General features: G+C 60.1%; 15 protein-coding genes, 2 pseudogenes and 1 other annotated feature. Of the genes and pseudogenes, 13 read left to right on the top strand and 4 right to left on the bottom strand.

Annotated elements, in window-relative coordinates:
• Nucleotides 1-18 precede the first annotated feature (18 nt).
• From pgeF to VEZ38_RS01565, 8 genes are all read left to right on the top strand, one after another.
• The gene (gene pgeF / locus VEZ38_RS01600; protein ID WP_414694636.1) at nucleotides 19-843 is read left to right on the top strand and encodes a peptidoglycan editing factor PgeF; all 825 of its coding nucleotides are present in this window, start codon (nucleotides 19-21) and stop codon (nucleotides 841-843) included.
• Nucleotides 807-1,541, top strand: coding sequence for a YggS family pyridoxal phosphate-dependent enzyme (locus tag VEZ38_RS01595; RefSeq protein ID WP_414694635.1), 735 nt, complete (start codon nucleotides 807-809; stop codon nucleotides 1,539-1,541). Before pgeF ends, VEZ38_RS01595 begins: the two co-directional genes overlap by 37 nt.
• 20 nt (nucleotides 1,542-1,561) lie before the next feature.
• Nucleotides 1,562-1,984, top strand: a complete 423-nt coding sequence (locus VEZ38_RS01590) for a cell division protein SepF (protein WP_324891280.1) — start codon at nucleotides 1,562-1,564, stop codon at nucleotides 1,982-1,984.
• 20 nt (nucleotides 1,985-2,004) lie between these two features.
• Nucleotides 2,005-2,283, top strand: a complete 279-nt coding sequence (locus tag VEZ38_RS01585) for a YggT family protein (protein WP_324891278.1) — start codon at nucleotides 2,005-2,007, stop codon at nucleotides 2,281-2,283.
• Nucleotides 2,284-2,286: 3 nt separating this feature from the next.
• A complete protein-coding gene (locus tag VEZ38_RS01580) occupies nucleotides 2,287-3,069 on the top strand; it encodes an RNA-binding protein (RefSeq protein WP_324891276.1) in 783 nt (260 codons plus the stop codon).
• 95 nt (nucleotides 3,070-3,164) lie between these two features.
• Nucleotides 3,165-3,668, top strand: a complete 504-nt coding sequence (locus VEZ38_RS01575; RefSeq protein WP_324891274.1) for a DivIVA domain-containing protein — start codon at nucleotides 3,165-3,167, stop codon at nucleotides 3,666-3,668.
• Between the two features lie 45 nt (nucleotides 3,669-3,713).
• Nucleotides 3,714-3,951 (top strand) — a binding site (T-box leader).
• Nucleotides 3,952-4,018: 67 nt separating this feature from the next.
• Complete coding sequence (gene ileS, locus VEZ38_RS01570; protein WP_324891287.1) at nucleotides 4,019-6,793, top strand: isoleucine--tRNA ligase; 2,775 nt, start codon at nucleotides 4,019-4,021, stop codon at nucleotides 6,791-6,793.
• Between the two features lie 24 nt (nucleotides 6,794-6,817).
• On the top strand, nucleotides 6,818-7,135 hold the full coding sequence (locus VEZ38_RS01565) for a DUF5665 domain-containing protein (protein ID WP_324891272.1): 318 nt from the start codon (nucleotides 6,818-6,820) through the stop codon (nucleotides 7,133-7,135).
• On the opposite strand, the gene VEZ38_RS01560 is transcribed toward VEZ38_RS01565, so the two are convergent.
• A complete protein-coding gene (locus tag VEZ38_RS01560) occupies nucleotides 7,132-7,875 on the bottom strand; it encodes a TraR/DksA C4-type zinc finger protein (protein WP_324891270.1) in 744 nt (247 codons plus the stop codon). The genes VEZ38_RS01565 and VEZ38_RS01560 overlap by 4 nt on opposite strands.
• 237 nt (nucleotides 7,876-8,112) lie before the next feature.
• Between VEZ38_RS01560 and lspA the strand changes: the two genes are divergently transcribed.
• From lspA to VEZ38_RS01540, 4 genes are read left to right on the top strand one after another with little or no spacing between them, the layout of a single operon-like run.
• Nucleotides 8,113-8,625: a signal peptidase II gene (lspA, locus tag VEZ38_RS01555; protein ID WP_324891267.1), complete on the top strand. Its 513-nt coding sequence runs from the start codon at nucleotides 8,113-8,115 to the stop codon at nucleotides 8,623-8,625.
• The gene (locus VEZ38_RS01550; RefSeq protein ID WP_324891265.1) at nucleotides 8,606-9,547 is read left to right on the top strand and encodes an RluA family pseudouridine synthase; all 942 of its coding nucleotides are present in this window, start codon (nucleotides 8,606-8,608) and stop codon (nucleotides 9,545-9,547) included. The genes lspA and VEZ38_RS01550 overlap by 20 nt, the downstream gene beginning before the upstream one ends.
• 32 nt (nucleotides 9,548-9,579) lie before the next feature.
• Nucleotides 9,580-10,284, top strand: a complete 705-nt coding sequence (gene dapD, locus VEZ38_RS01545; protein ID WP_324891263.1) for a 2,3,4,5-tetrahydropyridine-2,6-dicarboxylate N-acetyltransferase — start codon at nucleotides 9,580-9,582, stop codon at nucleotides 10,282-10,284.
• On the top strand, nucleotides 10,284-11,432 hold the full coding sequence (locus VEZ38_RS01540; protein WP_324891261.1) for an N-acetyldiaminopimelate deacetylase: 1,149 nt from the start codon (nucleotides 10,284-10,286) through the stop codon (nucleotides 11,430-11,432). Before dapD ends, VEZ38_RS01540 begins: the two co-directional genes overlap by 1 nt.
• Before the next feature lie 363 nt (nucleotides 11,433-11,795).
• Here the strand turns inward: VEZ38_RS01540 and VEZ38_RS01535 are convergent, their stop codons facing one another.
• The 3 genes and pseudogenes from VEZ38_RS01535 to VEZ38_RS01530 all read right to left on the bottom strand — a co-directional run bounded on the left by VEZ38_RS01535 (nucleotide 11,796) and on the right by VEZ38_RS01530 (nucleotide 14,122).
• Nucleotides 11,796-12,437 carry a hypothetical protein gene (locus VEZ38_RS01535; RefSeq protein WP_324891259.1) on the bottom strand — a complete coding sequence of 214 codons (642 nt, stop codon included), beginning with the start codon at nucleotides 12,435-12,437 and terminating at the stop codon, nucleotides 11,796-11,798.
• A gap of 36 nt (nucleotides 12,438-12,473) precedes the next feature.
• Nucleotides 12,474-12,590 (bottom strand): annotated as a pseudogene (locus VEZ38_RS20570) (transposase); the annotation flags it as partial.
• Between the two features lie 371 nt (nucleotides 12,591-12,961).
• Nucleotides 12,962-14,122 carry an aminotransferase A gene (locus VEZ38_RS01530; RefSeq protein ID WP_324891257.1) on the bottom strand — a complete coding sequence of 387 codons (1,161 nt, stop codon included), beginning with the start codon at nucleotides 14,120-14,122 and terminating at the stop codon, nucleotides 12,962-12,964.
• 385 nt (nucleotides 14,123-14,507) lie between these two features.
• Here VEZ38_RS01530 and VEZ38_RS01525 point away from each other — a divergent pair.
• A pseudogene (locus tag VEZ38_RS01525) lies at nucleotides 14,508-14,618 on the top strand (bifunctional pyr operon transcriptional regulator/uracil phosphoribosyltransferase); the annotation flags it as partial.

Genomic DNA, 14,618 nt, shown 5'->3' with positions numbered 1-14,618 from the left:
CATGCCGCGAACGAACCCTTGACGTTGAAGGACGCCGGTGACGGCCCTTCGCTGCTGCGATGGTCGTCCTGGGAAGAGCGCTTCCCTTGGCTTTCCGCCGGCTTCTCCACGCGCATCGGAGGGACTAGCGCCGAGCCGTGGTCCAGCCTGAATTGCGGACTCCACGTGGGGGACGCCGATGCGGACGTCGTCGAAAATCGGCGGCGCGTCGCGATCGCGGCGGGCTTCGCGCCGGAGGGATGGACCTGCGCAGAACAGGTGCACGGCGTACAAGTACGGGTCGTGGAAGCGTCCGACGCCGGCAGGGGCTTCGCCTCCCGCGACGACGCGATTCCCGCGACCGACGCGCTCCTCACGAACGTTCCCGGCGTGATGCTGAATTCGTTTTATGCGGATTGCGTGCCGCTCTGGTTCGTCGATCCGGTTCGCCGGGCGGTCGGCGTCGCCCATGCGGGCTGGCGCGGGTCCGTGGCGGATATCGCCGGCGAGACGGTGCGCGCGTTCGCGAAGGCGTTCGGCTCCGCGCCGTCCGAGCTGTACGCCGCGATCGGCCCCTCGATCCGCGGCTGCTGCTATGAAGTGGACGATCACGTCGCCATGCATATCCGCAAGGATGCCGAATCGAGCATAACGCCGTCCTCCCCGGGACGTTATTTGCTCGATTTAGCAAAATTCAATCGACAAAAGCTGACAGAAGCAGGAATTTTGCCGAATCGTATCGAAATATCTCAATACTGCACCAGTTGCCGGACGGATTTGTTCTTCTCCCATCGGAAGGAGAACGGCCGGACCGGACGGATGACAGCATGGATCGCGCGGAAGGAAGAGGTGAGGCGACCGTGAACGGGTCGCTGAGGGATGCCGCGGAGCGCGTCGAGCGCCGGATCGCGGACGCCTGCGAACGAAGCGGCAGGAGACGGGAAGACGTCGGCGTCATCGCCGTGACGAAATATGTGTCGCTCGCCCGAACGATCGAAGCGATCGAGGCGGGGTACCCGAACGTCGGCGAGAACCGGTGGCAGGACGCCAAGGACAAGTGGGAAGCGCTGCGAGCGAGAGTCGGCGTCGCCTGGCACTTTATCGGACATCTGCAGACGAACAAGGTGAAGGACGTGCTGGGGCGGTTCCATACGATCCATTCGCTCGACCGGTGGTCGTTGGCCGACGAGATTCAGAAGAAAGCCGAACGGCTCGGCATCGTCGTCCCTTGCTTCGTCCAGCTGAACGTATCCGGCGAGGCGTCGAAGCACGGAATGGCGCCGGAGGAATTCATGCCGTTCCTGTCGCGATTGTCCGAATGCTCGTCGATCGAGGTCGTCGGATTGATGACCATGGCGCCGCACGAGGAAGATCCGGAGCGGACAAGACCCGTCTTCCGCCGGCTGCGCGAGCTGCGGGACGAAGCGAACGCGAGGAATGCGTATGGGAAACCGATCCCGCATTTGTCGATGGGCATGTCGAACGATTTCGAGGTCGCCGTGGAAGAGGGCGCTACATGGATCCGTTTGGGATCCATTCTTGTAGGAAACGAAGTGGGGTAAGACCGGGGAGGAGTCGGATGATGGGAATGATGAACAAGATTTTTAACTTTTTGGGGCTGCAGGAGGAAGAAGAAGTCGTCGACCGGGAAGCTCCGTACGGCGCAGCGGACGAACCGGAGCGGGAGCAGCAGGAATTCCGTCGGGTGAAAAACAACGTCGTTTCGCTGCATGCGCAAAAATCTTCGAAACTTGTGCTGTGCGAGCCGCGTAATTACGAGGAGACGCAAGACATCGCGGATCATCTTCGGGCCCGCAAGGCGATTTTAGTGAACCTGCAGCGGGTGCGTCCCGAGCAGGCGATGCGGATCGTCGATTTCCTGAGCGGTACGGTGTACGCGTTGAACGGCGCGATTTCGAAGGTCGGCCCGAACATTTTCGTCTGCACGCCGGATTCCGTCGAAATTCAAGGCGTCATCACCGACATGATGAACGACAATACATAAGAAACCGAGGTGGTAGGACGTTGTTGGAATATCAAATCGTTGACCTCGTATGGACCCTGTATCACATTTACTTTTACATGATTATCGCATACGTCCTGTTGTCTTGGGTGCCGAACGCGAGAGACAGCTTCATCGGTCAACTGCTCGGGAAGGTGACGGAGCCGTACCTCGGCATTTTCCGCCGGTTCATCCCGGCGATCGGCGGCGTCATCGACATCTCGCCGATCGTGGCGATCTTCGCGCTCCGCTTTATCGTGCTCGGTATCGAAGCGGTCGTTCGGTTCGTCATTCCGTCGTAACCGATGCGATCGATACCGTACGAACACTTCCATCCGGACGAAAAGCCGTTCGTCGACAAAGCCGCCGAATGGGTGGAGGACGCTGCCGTCCGCAAGCAGACGAAGCGCACCGACTTCTTGGATCCGCGGCAAGCGTTCATCGTAGAGACGCTCGCGAACCGGGAGGACGGCGCGTCGGTCCGCACGGACGGCGGGTACGAAGGCGCCGAGCGGCGGCGGGCGATTGTCGCCCCCGACTTCCTCGATCCGGCGTACGAGCCGATCGGCATCGTCGTCCTCGCCGTCACGAGCGACGACGAACGCATTCGCGAGCTCGATCACGGCGACTACCTTGGAGCGATGCTCGGCCTCGGCGTCAAACGGGACAAAATCGGCGACATCCACGTGCACGAGTGGGGCTCCCACCTTCTCGTCGCGGAAGAGATGGCGCCGTTCTTCTCTCTCCATCTGTCGCAGGTCGGGCGCGTTCGCGTATTTACGGACATTCTCCCGTTGGACCGGCTGCAAGGCGCCAGCCAGGCCATAGAGGAGTTGTTTTGCACGGTCGCGTCGCTGCGGCTGGACGGGGTCGTCAGCGAAGCGACGCGGCTTTCGCGCGCGAAGGCGGCCGCGCCGATTCAAGCGGGACGCTGCAAGGTGAACTGGAAGGTCGAAGAGGACCCTTCCCGGCAGCTGAAGGAAGGCGACGTCATCTCCCTGCAAGGCTTCGGCCGGTATAAAATTTTGTCCGTCGACGGCGTGTCGAAGAAGGGGCGTATCCGGCTGAAGATCGGGAAATTTGCGTAAACGTGCAGGAATCCGGCGGTTGGTGTCGAATCTGTTACGCTAATCGTGTTCTATCTATCGATTCGATTTCGTTCATAGCATTCAGGAGGTGCACCATGCCCTTAACGCCGCTCGACATTCATAACAAAGAATTCAGCAGACGCCTTCGGGGATACGACGAGGATGAGGTCAACGAGTTTCTGGACCAAGTCATTAAAGATTACGAAGCGTTGATCCGGGAAAACAAAGAGCTTCAAGCCCAGCTGCAAGCGCAGTCGGAGAAGCTCGGCCACTTCTCGAACATCGAAGAGACGCTGTCGAAGACGATCATCGTAGCGCAGGAAGCGGCCGACGAGGTGAAGTCGAACGCCAAGAAGGAAGCGCAGTTGATCATCCGCGAAGCGGAGAAGAACGCGGACCGCATCGTGAACGAGGCGCTGGCCAAGTCGCGCAAGGTAGCCCTTGAAACCGAGGAGCTGAAGAAGCAAGCTTCCATTTACCGGACGCGTTTCAAGACGCTGATCGAGGCGCAGCTCGAGATGCTCGGCCACGACAGCTGGGATACGCTCGAGTCGAACAGCAATTCGTCGATTCATGCCGTAGGCGATCTCAATCGTTGATTTCCCTCCGAGAATTTGGTATTGTAGATGCAATTCCAAGCTGAACTGAAAGCGTAGAATGGAACGAGTACGTCGAACGCGTTCTTCCCAGAGAGCCGGGGACAGGTGAAAGCCCGGCGTCGAACGGTCGACGGAAAATCATCCATGAGCGCTCGGCCGAACGCGCAAGCCAGTAGCCCGAGCCGGATCATCCCGTTACCGATGGCAAAGTGGTCCGTACCTGCTTCATCTCCGGTCGGATCATAAGGGTGGTACCACGAAACCGAAACTTTTCGTCCCTTGGGCGGAAAGTTTTTTTGCGTTTTCAGAACGTTTCATAAAGAAGGAGCGGTGATAAGAAAATGGAAAAGATGGACTACAGCAAGACGCTGAATTTGCTGCAAACCGATTTCCCGATGCGAGGCAACCTGCCGACCGCCGAACCGGCGATGCAGGCGCGATGGGCCGAGATGGACGTATACGGCAAGGTGCGGGCTGCGCGCGCGGGCAAGCCGAAGTTCGTGCTGCACGACGGTCCGCCGTACGCGAACGGCGACATCCATATCGGGCATGCGCTGAACAAGGTGCTGAAAGATATCGTCGTGCGGTTCAAATCGCTGCAGGGCTTCGATGCGCCGTTCGTGCCGGGCTGGGATACCCACGGCCTGCCGATCGAGCAGGCGATCGCGAACAGCGGCCGCGCCGATCGGAAGAAAATGACGACGCTCGAATTCCGTAAGCTGTGCGCGGAATACGCCTGGGAGTGGGTCGAGAAGCAGAAGGCGCAGTTCCAACGGCTCGGCGTGCGAGGGGATTGGAACGACCCGTACGTGACGCTGCAGCCGAAGTACGAAGCGCAGCAAATTCGCTTGTTCGGCGCGATGGTGAACAAGGGGTACATTTACAAAGGGCTGAAGCCCGTCTATTGGTCGCCGTCGTCGGAGAGCGCGCTCGCGGAAGCGGAAATCGAATATCGCGAGAAGACGTCGCCGTCGATCTACGTCGCCTTCGCGGTGCGGGACGGCAAGGGAAAGCTGCCGGCGGACGCGGAAATCGTCATCTGGACGACGACGCCTTGGACGCTCCCGGCCAATCTCGGCATCTCCGTGCACCCCGATCTGGAGTACGTCGTCGTCGGCGTGGACGGACGGAAATTCGTCGTCGCGGAAGGGCTGCTCGAGAGCGTCTCGAAGGAGCTCGGCTGGACGGCGCCGAACGTCGAGGCGCGCCTGCGGGGCGCGGAGCTCGAATATGCGACCTGCCAGCACCCGTTCTACGACCGCGACTCGCTCGTCATGTGCGGAGAGCATGTTACGCTCGAAGCGGGCACGGGGTGCGTGCATACGGCGCCGGGGCACGGGGAGGACGACTTCGCGGTAGGCCAAAAATACGGCATCGGCGTACTGAGCCCGATCGACGACCAAGGCCATTTTACGGCGGAAGCGCCGGGCTTCGAGGGGCTGTTTTACGACGGCGCGAACAAGGTGATCACGGAGCGGCTGAAGGAAAGCGGCCATCTGCTGCACATGGGCTACATCAAGCACCAATACGCGCACGACTGGCGGACGAAGAAGCCGGTCATCTACCGGGCGACGGAGCAGTGGTTCGCGTCGATCGACGCGTTCCGCGAGAAGATGCTGGAAGAAATCCGCAACGTCGACTGGACGCCTTCGTGGGGCGAGGTGCGGCTGCATAACATGATCGAAGGCCGGGGCGACTGGTGCATTTCCAGACAGCGCGTCTGGGGCGTGCCGATTCCGATCTTCTACTGCCGTTCTTGCGGCGAGCCGCTCGTGAACGAATCGACGATCTCGCATGTCGCGGACTTGTTCGAGCGAGAAGGCTCGGACGCCTGGTTCGCGAAGCCGGAATCGGAGCTGCTGCCGGCCGGCACCGCCTGCGCGAAGTGCGGGCACGGCGAGTTCCGCAAGGAAACCGACATTATGGACGTGTGGTTCGACTCCGGCTCCAGCCATATGGCGGTGCTCGAGGCGCGCGACGACCTTCAATCGCCGGCGGATTTGTATTTGGAAGGATCGGACCAATACCGCGGGTGGTTTAACTCGTCGCTCATTACGTCGACGGCGGTGAACGGCCGCGCCCCGTACAAGGCGGTTCTCAGCCACGGTTTTACGCTTGACGGGGAAGGCCGCAAAATGTCCAAGTCGCTCGGCAATACCGTCGATCCGCTGAAAGTATGCAATCAGCTGGGGGCGGACATCCTACGTCTGTGGGTCGCGTCGACCGATTACCAATCGGACGTGCGATTGTCGGACGGCATCCTGCAGCAAACCGCGGAAGTATACCGGAAAATCCGAAACACGCTGCGGTTTTATCTCGGCAATTTATCCGGCTACGACCCGGTCAAGGATCGCTATGCGGCGCAGGAGCTTTCCGAGCTGGATCGCTTCGCGCTGATCCGCCTCGAGCGAATGAAGGAAAAGGTGCTGAAAGCGTACGAGTCGTATGAATTCCATACCGTCTACCAGGCGGTGCACCATTTCCTCGCCGTCGAGATGAGCGCGTTCTACCTCGACATCATGAAGGACCGGTTGTACGCCGATGCGGCGGATAGCCTCGAGCGCAAACAAACGCAATATGTGATGTACGAATCGCTCATCGCCGTGACGCAGTTGATCGCTCCGATCCTGCCGCATACGGCCGACGAAGTATGGCGGTATATCCCGGGCGTCGACGGCGATACGGTACAGACGACCGTACTTGCGCCTGTACGCGCGGACGTGTTCGATGCGGCGCTCGAGCGGAAGTGGGAGTCGTTGATCGACGTGCGCGACGAGGTGTTGAAGGCGCTCGAGACCGCGCGTAAGGATAAGCTTATCGGCAACAGCTTAAGCGCGAAGGTGACGCTGTACCCGACCGCCCGCGAGGCGGCGGACATTTTGAGCCAATTCGATGCGAAGGCGCTCGAGAAGCTGTTTATCGTCTCCGAAGCGGTGGTCGCGGCCGGGGAGGAAGCTCCATCCGACGCCGCGTCGCTCAAAGGCTTGGCGGTGAAAGTGTCGGTCGCCTCCGGCGACAAATGCGAGCGCTGCTGGATCGTCACGCCGGAGGTCGGTACGAACGAAGACCACCCGACGCTTTGCAACCGATGCACGTCGGTAGTCAAACAACTTCACGTTTTGTAAAAACAGAAGGAGTGAGGGCGGGACATGGCGACGGTGGATCCGACGCAACGGAACGCAACGCAGTCGAACCTCGAACGAATCGCGAACCATCTGGAGCGGGCGCAGCTGGCCGAATACGTACAGCTGCTCAATTCCCCGCGCAAGCTGATTATGACGAATTTGCTCGCGGGGGCGGCGCGGGGCGTGGGCATCGCGATCGGCGTCACGGTGTTTTCCGCGACGATCGTGTATGTACTTCGCCAGATCGGAGCGTTGGATTTGCCGATTATCGGGCATTACATCGCCGATCTGGTCGAATCCGTACAAGCGCATATGCAGGGGGGCGGCGGCTTCTATTATTAGAAGTAACCGTCCCGCATGTCCCCGTCTTCGTAGGCGTCCGGCTCGAGCAGACCGTAGCCCTCGCCTTGCTCTAAATATTTTTGATATACATCGTTCCGAATGAAGGTTACGTTATTGCCGTACATGTCGGTAGCTAAGAAGCTCTCGAGCGGCTCGACGTAACCTTCGTTTTCGTCCGCTTCGATTTCCATATCGTTGTAGTCGGTGTTGTCGCGACCTTCCTGCAGTGCCGGCGTGTTGGACGTGCCCCACCGCTCGACGATCTGCCAGGCGTCCTCGCCGTCGAACTGGGTCGTATCGTCATGATCCATATCGGAACGCATGGCGGGAGCCAAAAATTTCTCCTCCCGCGGGCGTCGGTACGACGTGTCGTCGTCCGGCACGTGTTTGACGCAATATTCCGCGGATGGGAGCGCCTGGAGCCGCTCGAGCGGAATCGGCTCTCCGCAGCGCAAGCAATGTCCGTACGTACCGGCGTCGATGCGGGCGAGGGCGGCTTCGGCCTTTTCCAATTGATGCTCCCACAGCTCGGCCAAGGCCAAGTCTTTGCCGCGCTCGAACATCTCGCTCCCGATGTCGCCGGGGTGGTTGTCGTACAGGGAGAGCTCTCCGAGCTCGATGCCCATCGGCTCGTTCATGCCGAATTTGTCGCTCGCCTCGAGTCGTCTCGCGAGCTCGTCCCGTTCGCGGAGCAGATCGCTGCGCAATGACGCGAGCTGCGCTTGCTGCAAGTGGCTCATGGTTGCGGTTCTCCTCTCCTGGTAGTACCGTTAGGGTTTGCCCGGACGGCTTGTTTTACGAGCGGGAAATGCTGAGCGGAATTGCAGAACCTGTACCGAACGGACAGAACCTGCGTCAGGGCGCAGAACCTGTACCGAACGGACAGAACCTGCGCCAGGGCGCACATCGTGGACGTTCTGGGGAATGCTATGGTACAATGACGGATGGAATTTCGATTCCGACGGGAGGCACCTCTATTGATTTTCTGGTTAGTTTCGTTACTTGTGCTGCTGCTCGATCAATGGTCGAAATGGCTGGTCGCGACGCGCATGGACATCGGACAAGTCATCCCGGTATGGGGCGACTTTTTCTCGCTGACCTCGCACCGGAATCGCGGCGCCGCTTGGGGCATTCTTCAGGATCAGCGGCTGTTCTTCATCGTAGTGACGATCGTCGTCGTAACGGGTATCGTCTATTACATGATTCGCACGCTTCGGGAAGGGCGTCGACTGATGCCGCTGGCGCTGTCCTTGCTGCTCGGGGGCGCGCTCGGCAATTTTATCGATCGCGTGAGGCTTGGGGAAGTCGTGGATTTTCTTCATTTCGTATTCGATTTCCGCGGGATCGGCATCCCTTTCGTGTACGACTTTCCGATTTTTAACATCGCCGATTCGGGGATCGTCGTCGGCATCTCTTTGATTTTTCTGGACACGCTGCTCGAGGCAAGACGCGAAAAGAAGGAGGTAACGCATGATTCCGTCAACGGATGAAGCGGAGGCTTTCGCATGGGTCGTCGGAGCCGATGAAGCGGGGACCCGCATCGATAAGGCGATGGTGGAGGCGTTCAGCGAGGATGTATCCCGATCGCAGCTGCAGGATTGGATCCGCGACGGACATGTCGTCGTCAACGGCGCGTCGGTCAAGCCGAACTATAAGCTATCCGCCGGAGACGAGGTCGTCGTGCGCCCGCCGGCGCCGGCCGCGACCGAGCTCGTGCCGGAAAACATTCCGCTCGATGTCGTCTACGAGGACGGCGACGTCATCGTCGTGAACAAGCCGCGGGGCATGGTCGTGCATCCCGCCGTCGGGCATCCATCCGGCACGCTTGTGAATGCGCTCATGTATCACTGCAAAGATTTGTCCGGGATCAACGGCGAAATTCGCCCCGGCATCGTTCATCGGATCGACAAAGACACGTCGGGCCTCCTGATGGCCGCGAAGAACGACCTGGCGCATGTGTCGCTCGCGGAGCAGCTGAAGGAGCATTCCGTTACGCGCCGCTACATTGCCGTCGTCCACGGCGTGCTCGAGCACGACGAAGGCACGGTGGATGCGCCGATCGGCCGCGATCCGCAGGATCGCAAGCTGTTTATGGTCACCGAAAAGGGGGCCAAACACGCGGTCACCCACTTCGCGGTCACGGAACGATTCGCCGACTATACGGTGCTTGAGTTGATGCTCGAGACCGGACGCACGCATCAAATTCGCGTGCATATGAAATTTATCGGCCACCCGCTCGTCGGCGATCCGGTGTACGGGCGCTCCAAGGGTCGGACGATGCGCGTGCCGGGTCAAGCGCTGCACGCGGCTGCGCTCGGATTCACTCATCCGCGTACAGGCGAGCGGCTCATGTTCGAAGCGCCGCTGCCGGCCGAGATGCAGGAGTTCATTGAACAGCTTAGAATGCTGTAATAGAAATTTACATATCTAGGAGGATTTTACGCATGGATACGATGGAAATTATTAACTTTATCAAGAACAGCAAAAAGGTCACCCCGGTCAAAGTATACTTCAAAGGCTCGATCGCAAGCGGCGAGCGCGGCAGCGTCAAGGTGTTCGATTTCGGCGAAGGCGGCGGCGTGCTGTTCGGCGACTTGGCCGAAGTGCGGCCGCTGCTCGATGCGAACGCATCGACGATCGAATATTACGAGATCGAAAACGACCGCCGCAACTCCGCCATCCCGCTGCTCGACACGAAGAACATCAATGCCCGCATCGAGCCGGGCGCGATCATTCGCGATATGGTGACGATCGGCGATAACGCCGTCATCATGATGGGCGCGCTGCTGAACATCGGCGTCGTCGTCGGCGAAGGCACGATGATCGACATGAACGCGACGCTCGGCGGCCGCGTACAAGTCGGCAAGATGTGCCATGTCGGGGCGGGCTCCGTCTTGGCCGGCGTCATCGAGCCGCCGTCCGCGCAGCCGGTCGTCATCGAGGACGACGTCATGATCGGCGCGAACGCGGTCATTCTCGAAGGCGTACGCGTCGGCAAAGGCGCGGTCGTAGCGGCGGGCGCCGTCGTCGTCGAGGACGTTCCGGCGAATGCGGTCGTCGCAGGCGTGCCGGCCCGCATCATTAAGATGGTCGACGACAAGACGAAGTCCAAGACGGAAATCATTAAAGAGCTCCGGAACTTGAAATAATGAGCGCGTTGTTGTCTGGCGACCTCGTCGCCGTCCGGAGGGCGCTGCATCGCATTCCCGAGCCGGGCTTCGCCGAATTCAAGACGCAGCGCTACGTCTTGGACGCCATAGCGAGCCTGCCGCAGGAGCGGCTCGACATCAAGACGTGGCGCACGGGCGTCCTCGTCTTGATCAGAGGCCGCATCGGCGCGCGGCGCATCGGCTATCGGGCCGACATGGACGGGCTCGCGATCGAGGAAGACACGTCGTACGCCTTCCGCTCGGAGCACCCGGGCTTTATGCATGCCTGCGGCCATGATATTCATATGACAATCGCGCTAGGCCTGCTGTCGGCGCTCGTCGCTGCTCCCGTCGACGACGACGTGCTCATCGTGTTCCAACCGGCGGAAGAGGGGCCGGGCGGCGCGAAGCCGATGCTGGAAAGCGATGAATTCCGCGCGTGGAAGCCGGATCTGATGCTGGCGCTGCACATCGCGCCGGAATATCCGGTCGGCACGATCGCCACCCGCGCCGGCACCTTATTCGCGAACACGTCCGAGCTGTTCATCGATCTTCGCGGCGTCGGCGGCCATGCGGCATTCCCGCATCGGACGAACGATACGATCGTCGCGGCCGCGTCGCTCATCATGCAGCTGCAGACGATCGTCGCGCGCAACGTCAACCCGCTCGAGTCCGCGGTCGTCACGTTAGGCGTCGTCCAAGGCGGAACGCGCCAAAACATCATCGCCGAGCATGTGCGCCTCGAGGGTACGATCCGAACGCTGTCGGAAGGCTCGATGCCCGCGGTGAAGGCTCGGATCGAAGCGCTGCTCGCCGGCCTCGAAGCCGGCTTCGGCGTGACGTCCTCCCTCGATTACGGTTCGAACTACTACCAGGTGTTCAACCATGCCGCGGAGACGGAAGCTTTCATGCGTTGGGTACGCGAGGCGGAAGCCGATGTGCGACTCGTCGAATGCGACGCGGCGATGACGGGCGAGGACTTCGGCTATTTCCTTAAGGACATCCCCGGCTTTATGTTCTGGCTCGGCGTGGACGCGCCGTACGGCCTCCACCACGCCAAACTCGAACCGAGCGAAGAAGCGATCGGCGTCGCCGTCCGTCTTCTGAGCTCTTATATTCGCCACCTCGGAACCTCCCAGCGGCCGTAGCCGCTGCGGAGGTTTTTTTACAGAGGTGGTTGGGGGGACTTTACGCGCGCTTTTACAACCTTTTTCCCTTTGTTCAGTACTCGGTACAATCAGCCCGAACGCACCGCCCCAAGTTGTACCCAGGTGCAAGACGCCGCGCTCGCTCCTTACGTGCTGTACGTGCGCTGCAATGTGCTCGTCACTCATACGATAGCTTCGTACTCGCCGCCCAGTGCTTCTACGTGCGCGCAGACCCCGCTGTAACGCAGTGCCGGTCGCTCAGTGCTTCTCCCTTAGTGTTAGTGCCGGTACACGCCACCCCAGTGCTAGCACGTGCGCGTCGTCCGGTGCTTGTGGCTCAGCGCTTGTCGCTCCGGCACGCTCTTACACGCCGACTTGCGGGCGGACGCAAAGCTGCAGCCATGCTTCGCGGGGGTCGGCGCCCTCGGCGGCAAGGTTGCGGCGAAAGCAATATTCGTTTAAATAACTTTGCAAAAATTTTGTGCCGATGCCGTTGAAGGTGGTCACCAGCCAACGACGGACGTCCTGAAAACAAGCCTGGAGCGTCTCCGGGAATTTCCGCCAGCCGCCATGCCATGTCCACGGAACGCCCGGGGCGACCGAACGGTCCAGGATGCGGCGCAGGCCGAGCTCGGTCGGCTCTTTGAACCCTGGAACCAAGTCGCTCCGCTCCACGCGTTGGATTTTCAAAGCGGACGGCCTACCCGTGGGACCGATCGAGGCGCTGACCGAAACGACCCGCTCGGGGCGATAGTGACGGTGCGGAAGGAATATCCATATCGAAGCTGGCGCAAGTGCTCGAAGGCCGACATGAACATTCCCCTCCAGCTTGCGGGATTCCTCGATTTCTTGAATGGCCGCTCGGAATTTCCTTAACATCGTCCAAGCGATTTTCGGCGTGACGCCGATCGCCTCGGCGAGCTCTCTGGCGTTTAAGCCGCGGGAAGCGGACAGTGCGTCGATGGCGGCGGCCCATTTGGCGAGAGGGGTGCGCGTCTTATGCATAAGGGTGCCGGAGGTCACGGAGGTTTGGCGGTGGCAGTGTCGACATTGATATAAGGGCAGGCCGCGCGTTCGAATCAGGGTGAATTCGGTATAATGACAGCCAGGGCACCGAAATCCGTCCGGCCACCGGCGTCGGAAAAAATAATCGACCATCCGAAGATCGCTCATTCTCGCACCTTCCTTTAAAATCCATTATACGGAACACACGTTCCCTTTTCAATAATTTTTTTGTTTTCGTAATTCAAGTTGCTGAACTGAAGGAAGAAGGCTGGAAAGACGTTGCGTAAGGAGCCGGGACAAGAGAGCTGAGGAAAGGGAAACAGCTTGGAAAAGTCCGTTGCAGGATGGGTCCAAAACTAAGGACTGAGGAAAGGGAAATAGGTTGGAATAGCCGTTACGGGATGGAACCGAAACAAGGGGCTGAGCAAAGGGAAGAAGGTTGGAAAGAGAGCGGAGGGGAAGTATACGGGTTAGCGGTTGGAAAAGGAAGCCCCGAAGTCGGATGGACTTCGGGGCAGGCAAGACTATGCGAGCGATGCGGCGAACGCTTCTATCCGATCCAGAGCGGCCGACAGCGTGTCCATGGAGCAGGCATAGGACAGGCGCACATAGCCTTCCCCGTAGGAGGTAAAAGCGTTGCCGGGCACGACGGCGACGAGCCGCTCCTCGAGCAGCCGGTACGCGAAGGAGGTCGAGTCGAGGCCGAAACGGCGAATCGACGGAAAAATATAAAAGGCGCCCTCCGGCTTTGCGACGTCGAAGCCGGCCGCGACGAGCCGCTCGTACGCGTAATCGCGTCGGGAGACGTAGGCTTCGCGCATCGGCGAAGCGTCGTCGATGCCCCCCGTAAGCGCCTCGAGCGCGGCGTATTGGCTCACCGAGGCGGCGCAGGTGACGTTATACTGCAGCACTTTGACCATATGCTGTGTCAGATACGCCGGCGCGAACGTAAAGCCGATGCGCCAGCCCGTCATCGAATGGGATTTCGAGAGGCCGTTCACGACGATCGTTCGCTCCCGCATGCCCGGGTATGCGGCAATCGAAGCGTGCGGACGATCGTATACGAGCTCGCTGTAAATTTCGTCGGAGATGACGAACAGCTCCCGATCCGACAGCAAGTCGGCGAGCGCCTTCAAATCGTCCGGGGACAGGGCGACGCCCGTCGGGTTGGACGGCGAGGCGAGGATAACGCATCGCGTCCGCTCGGTTAGCGCCGGCTCGAGCTTCTCGGCGGTCAGCTTAAAGCCGCTGTCCGTGACGTCGACGTACACCGGGACGGCGCCGCACATGCGGATCAGCGGCTCGTACCCGGGGTAAATCGGACCGGGCAAAACGACTTCGACGCCGGGGGACAATATCGTGCGAAGCGCCATATCGATCGCTTGGCTGGCGCCGACGGTGACGAGCGTCTCGTCGGCGCCGCGGTAATCGAGGCCGTATTTGGTGCGGAGGAACGCAGCCGCCGCCTCGCGAAGCTCCGGCAAGCCCGCGTTCGGCGTGTACGTCGTCTTGCCTGCTTGCGCCGCGCGTCCCGCCGCGTCGACGATATGCTGCGGCGTCGGGAAATCCGGCTGCCCGATCGTAAGCGACAATACGTCCTTATATTGGGCGACCCGGTTCGCCATCTGACGAATGCCTGAAATCGCGATGCTTCGAATTTCGGATTGGATTAAATGTTCTAGCATATATCGACACCTGCCTACACAAAGTAAACCCATCATAGCACATAATAGATTGACATGAACGTCGCATCGTGGGATAATCTCTCTAATCGAATATGCACCTTTAAAAACAGTCCCGTGAGGCTGGCAAGGTGATCGAACATTGCAATGAAGCCGCCGCTTGCGCGGCATGCACCGATCTGCGCGACGCGCAGGACGGGCGTGTCCGCTCGCAGGCATGAACCCGTGCGCTCCGATTCCGTTCGCTCGGAACGAGTGCGCAGGCGAGTGCTTCGGCATGCCGGATACGGCATGCCGAAGGGTCGGCTTCGGCTCCCGCGCAATGCACGTCTCCTTACCGAATCCGGTAAGGAGTTTTTTTATGTCAATGGAAGGGCTGGCGGTCGACATGGCGGAGACGAAGACGCTCTTGATGGACGAGACGGCGATGCGAAGAGCGCTTACCCGCATCGCGCACGAGGTTTTGGAAAAAAATAAGGGCGTTGACAATTGTACGTTT

It is taken from the genome of Paenibacillus sp., from assembly GCF_035645235.1.
Classification (GTDB): Bacteria; Bacillota; Bacilli; order Paenibacillales; family YIM-B00363; genus Paenibacillus_AE.
Note: the sequence above shows the minus strand (reverse complement) of the source record. Positions and strands in the feature narration are given on the sequence as shown.

Bases quoted from the DNA above. Each gene is read 5' to 3' on its own strand.
- VEZ38_RS01595 (WP_414694635.1), top strand. From the start codon at position 807: ATGGATCGCGCGGAAGGAAGAGGTGAGGCGACCGTGAACGGGTCGCTG.
- VEZ38_RS01590 (WP_324891280.1), top strand. From the start codon at position 1,562: ATGGGAATGATGAACAAGATTTTTAACTTTTTGGGGCTGCAGGAGGAA.
- VEZ38_RS01580 (WP_324891276.1), top strand. From the start codon at position 2,287: ATGCGATCGATACCGTACGAACACTTCCATCCGGACGAAAAGCCGTTC.
- VEZ38_RS01575 (WP_324891274.1), top strand. From the start codon at position 3,165: ATGCCCTTAACGCCGCTCGACATTCATAACAAAGAATTCAGCAGACGC.
- ileS (WP_324891287.1), top strand. From the start codon at position 4,019: ATGGACTACAGCAAGACGCTGAATTTGCTGCAAACCGATTTCCCGATG.
- VEZ38_RS01565 (WP_324891272.1), top strand. From the start codon at position 6,818: ATGGCGACGGTGGATCCGACGCAACGGAACGCAACGCAGTCGAACCTC.
- VEZ38_RS01560 (WP_324891270.1), bottom strand. From the start codon at position 7,875: ATGAGCCACTTGCAGCAAGCGCAGCTCGCGTCATTGCGCAGCGATCTG.
- VEZ38_RS01550 (WP_324891265.1), top strand. From the start codon at position 8,606: ATGATTCCGTCAACGGATGAAGCGGAGGCTTTCGCATGGGTCGTCGGA.
- dapD (WP_324891263.1), top strand. From the start codon at position 9,580: ATGGATACGATGGAAATTATTAACTTTATCAAGAACAGCAAAAAGGTC.
- VEZ38_RS01540 (WP_324891261.1), top strand. From the start codon at position 10,284: ATGAGCGCGTTGTTGTCTGGCGACCTCGTCGCCGTCCGGAGGGCGCTG.
- VEZ38_RS01535 (WP_324891259.1), bottom strand. From the start codon at position 12,437: ATGCATAAGACGCGCACCCCTCTCGCCAAATGGGCCGCCGCCATCGAC.
- VEZ38_RS01530 (WP_324891257.1), bottom strand. From the start codon at position 14,122: ATGCTAGAACATTTAATCCAATCCGAAATTCGAAGCATCGCGATTTCA.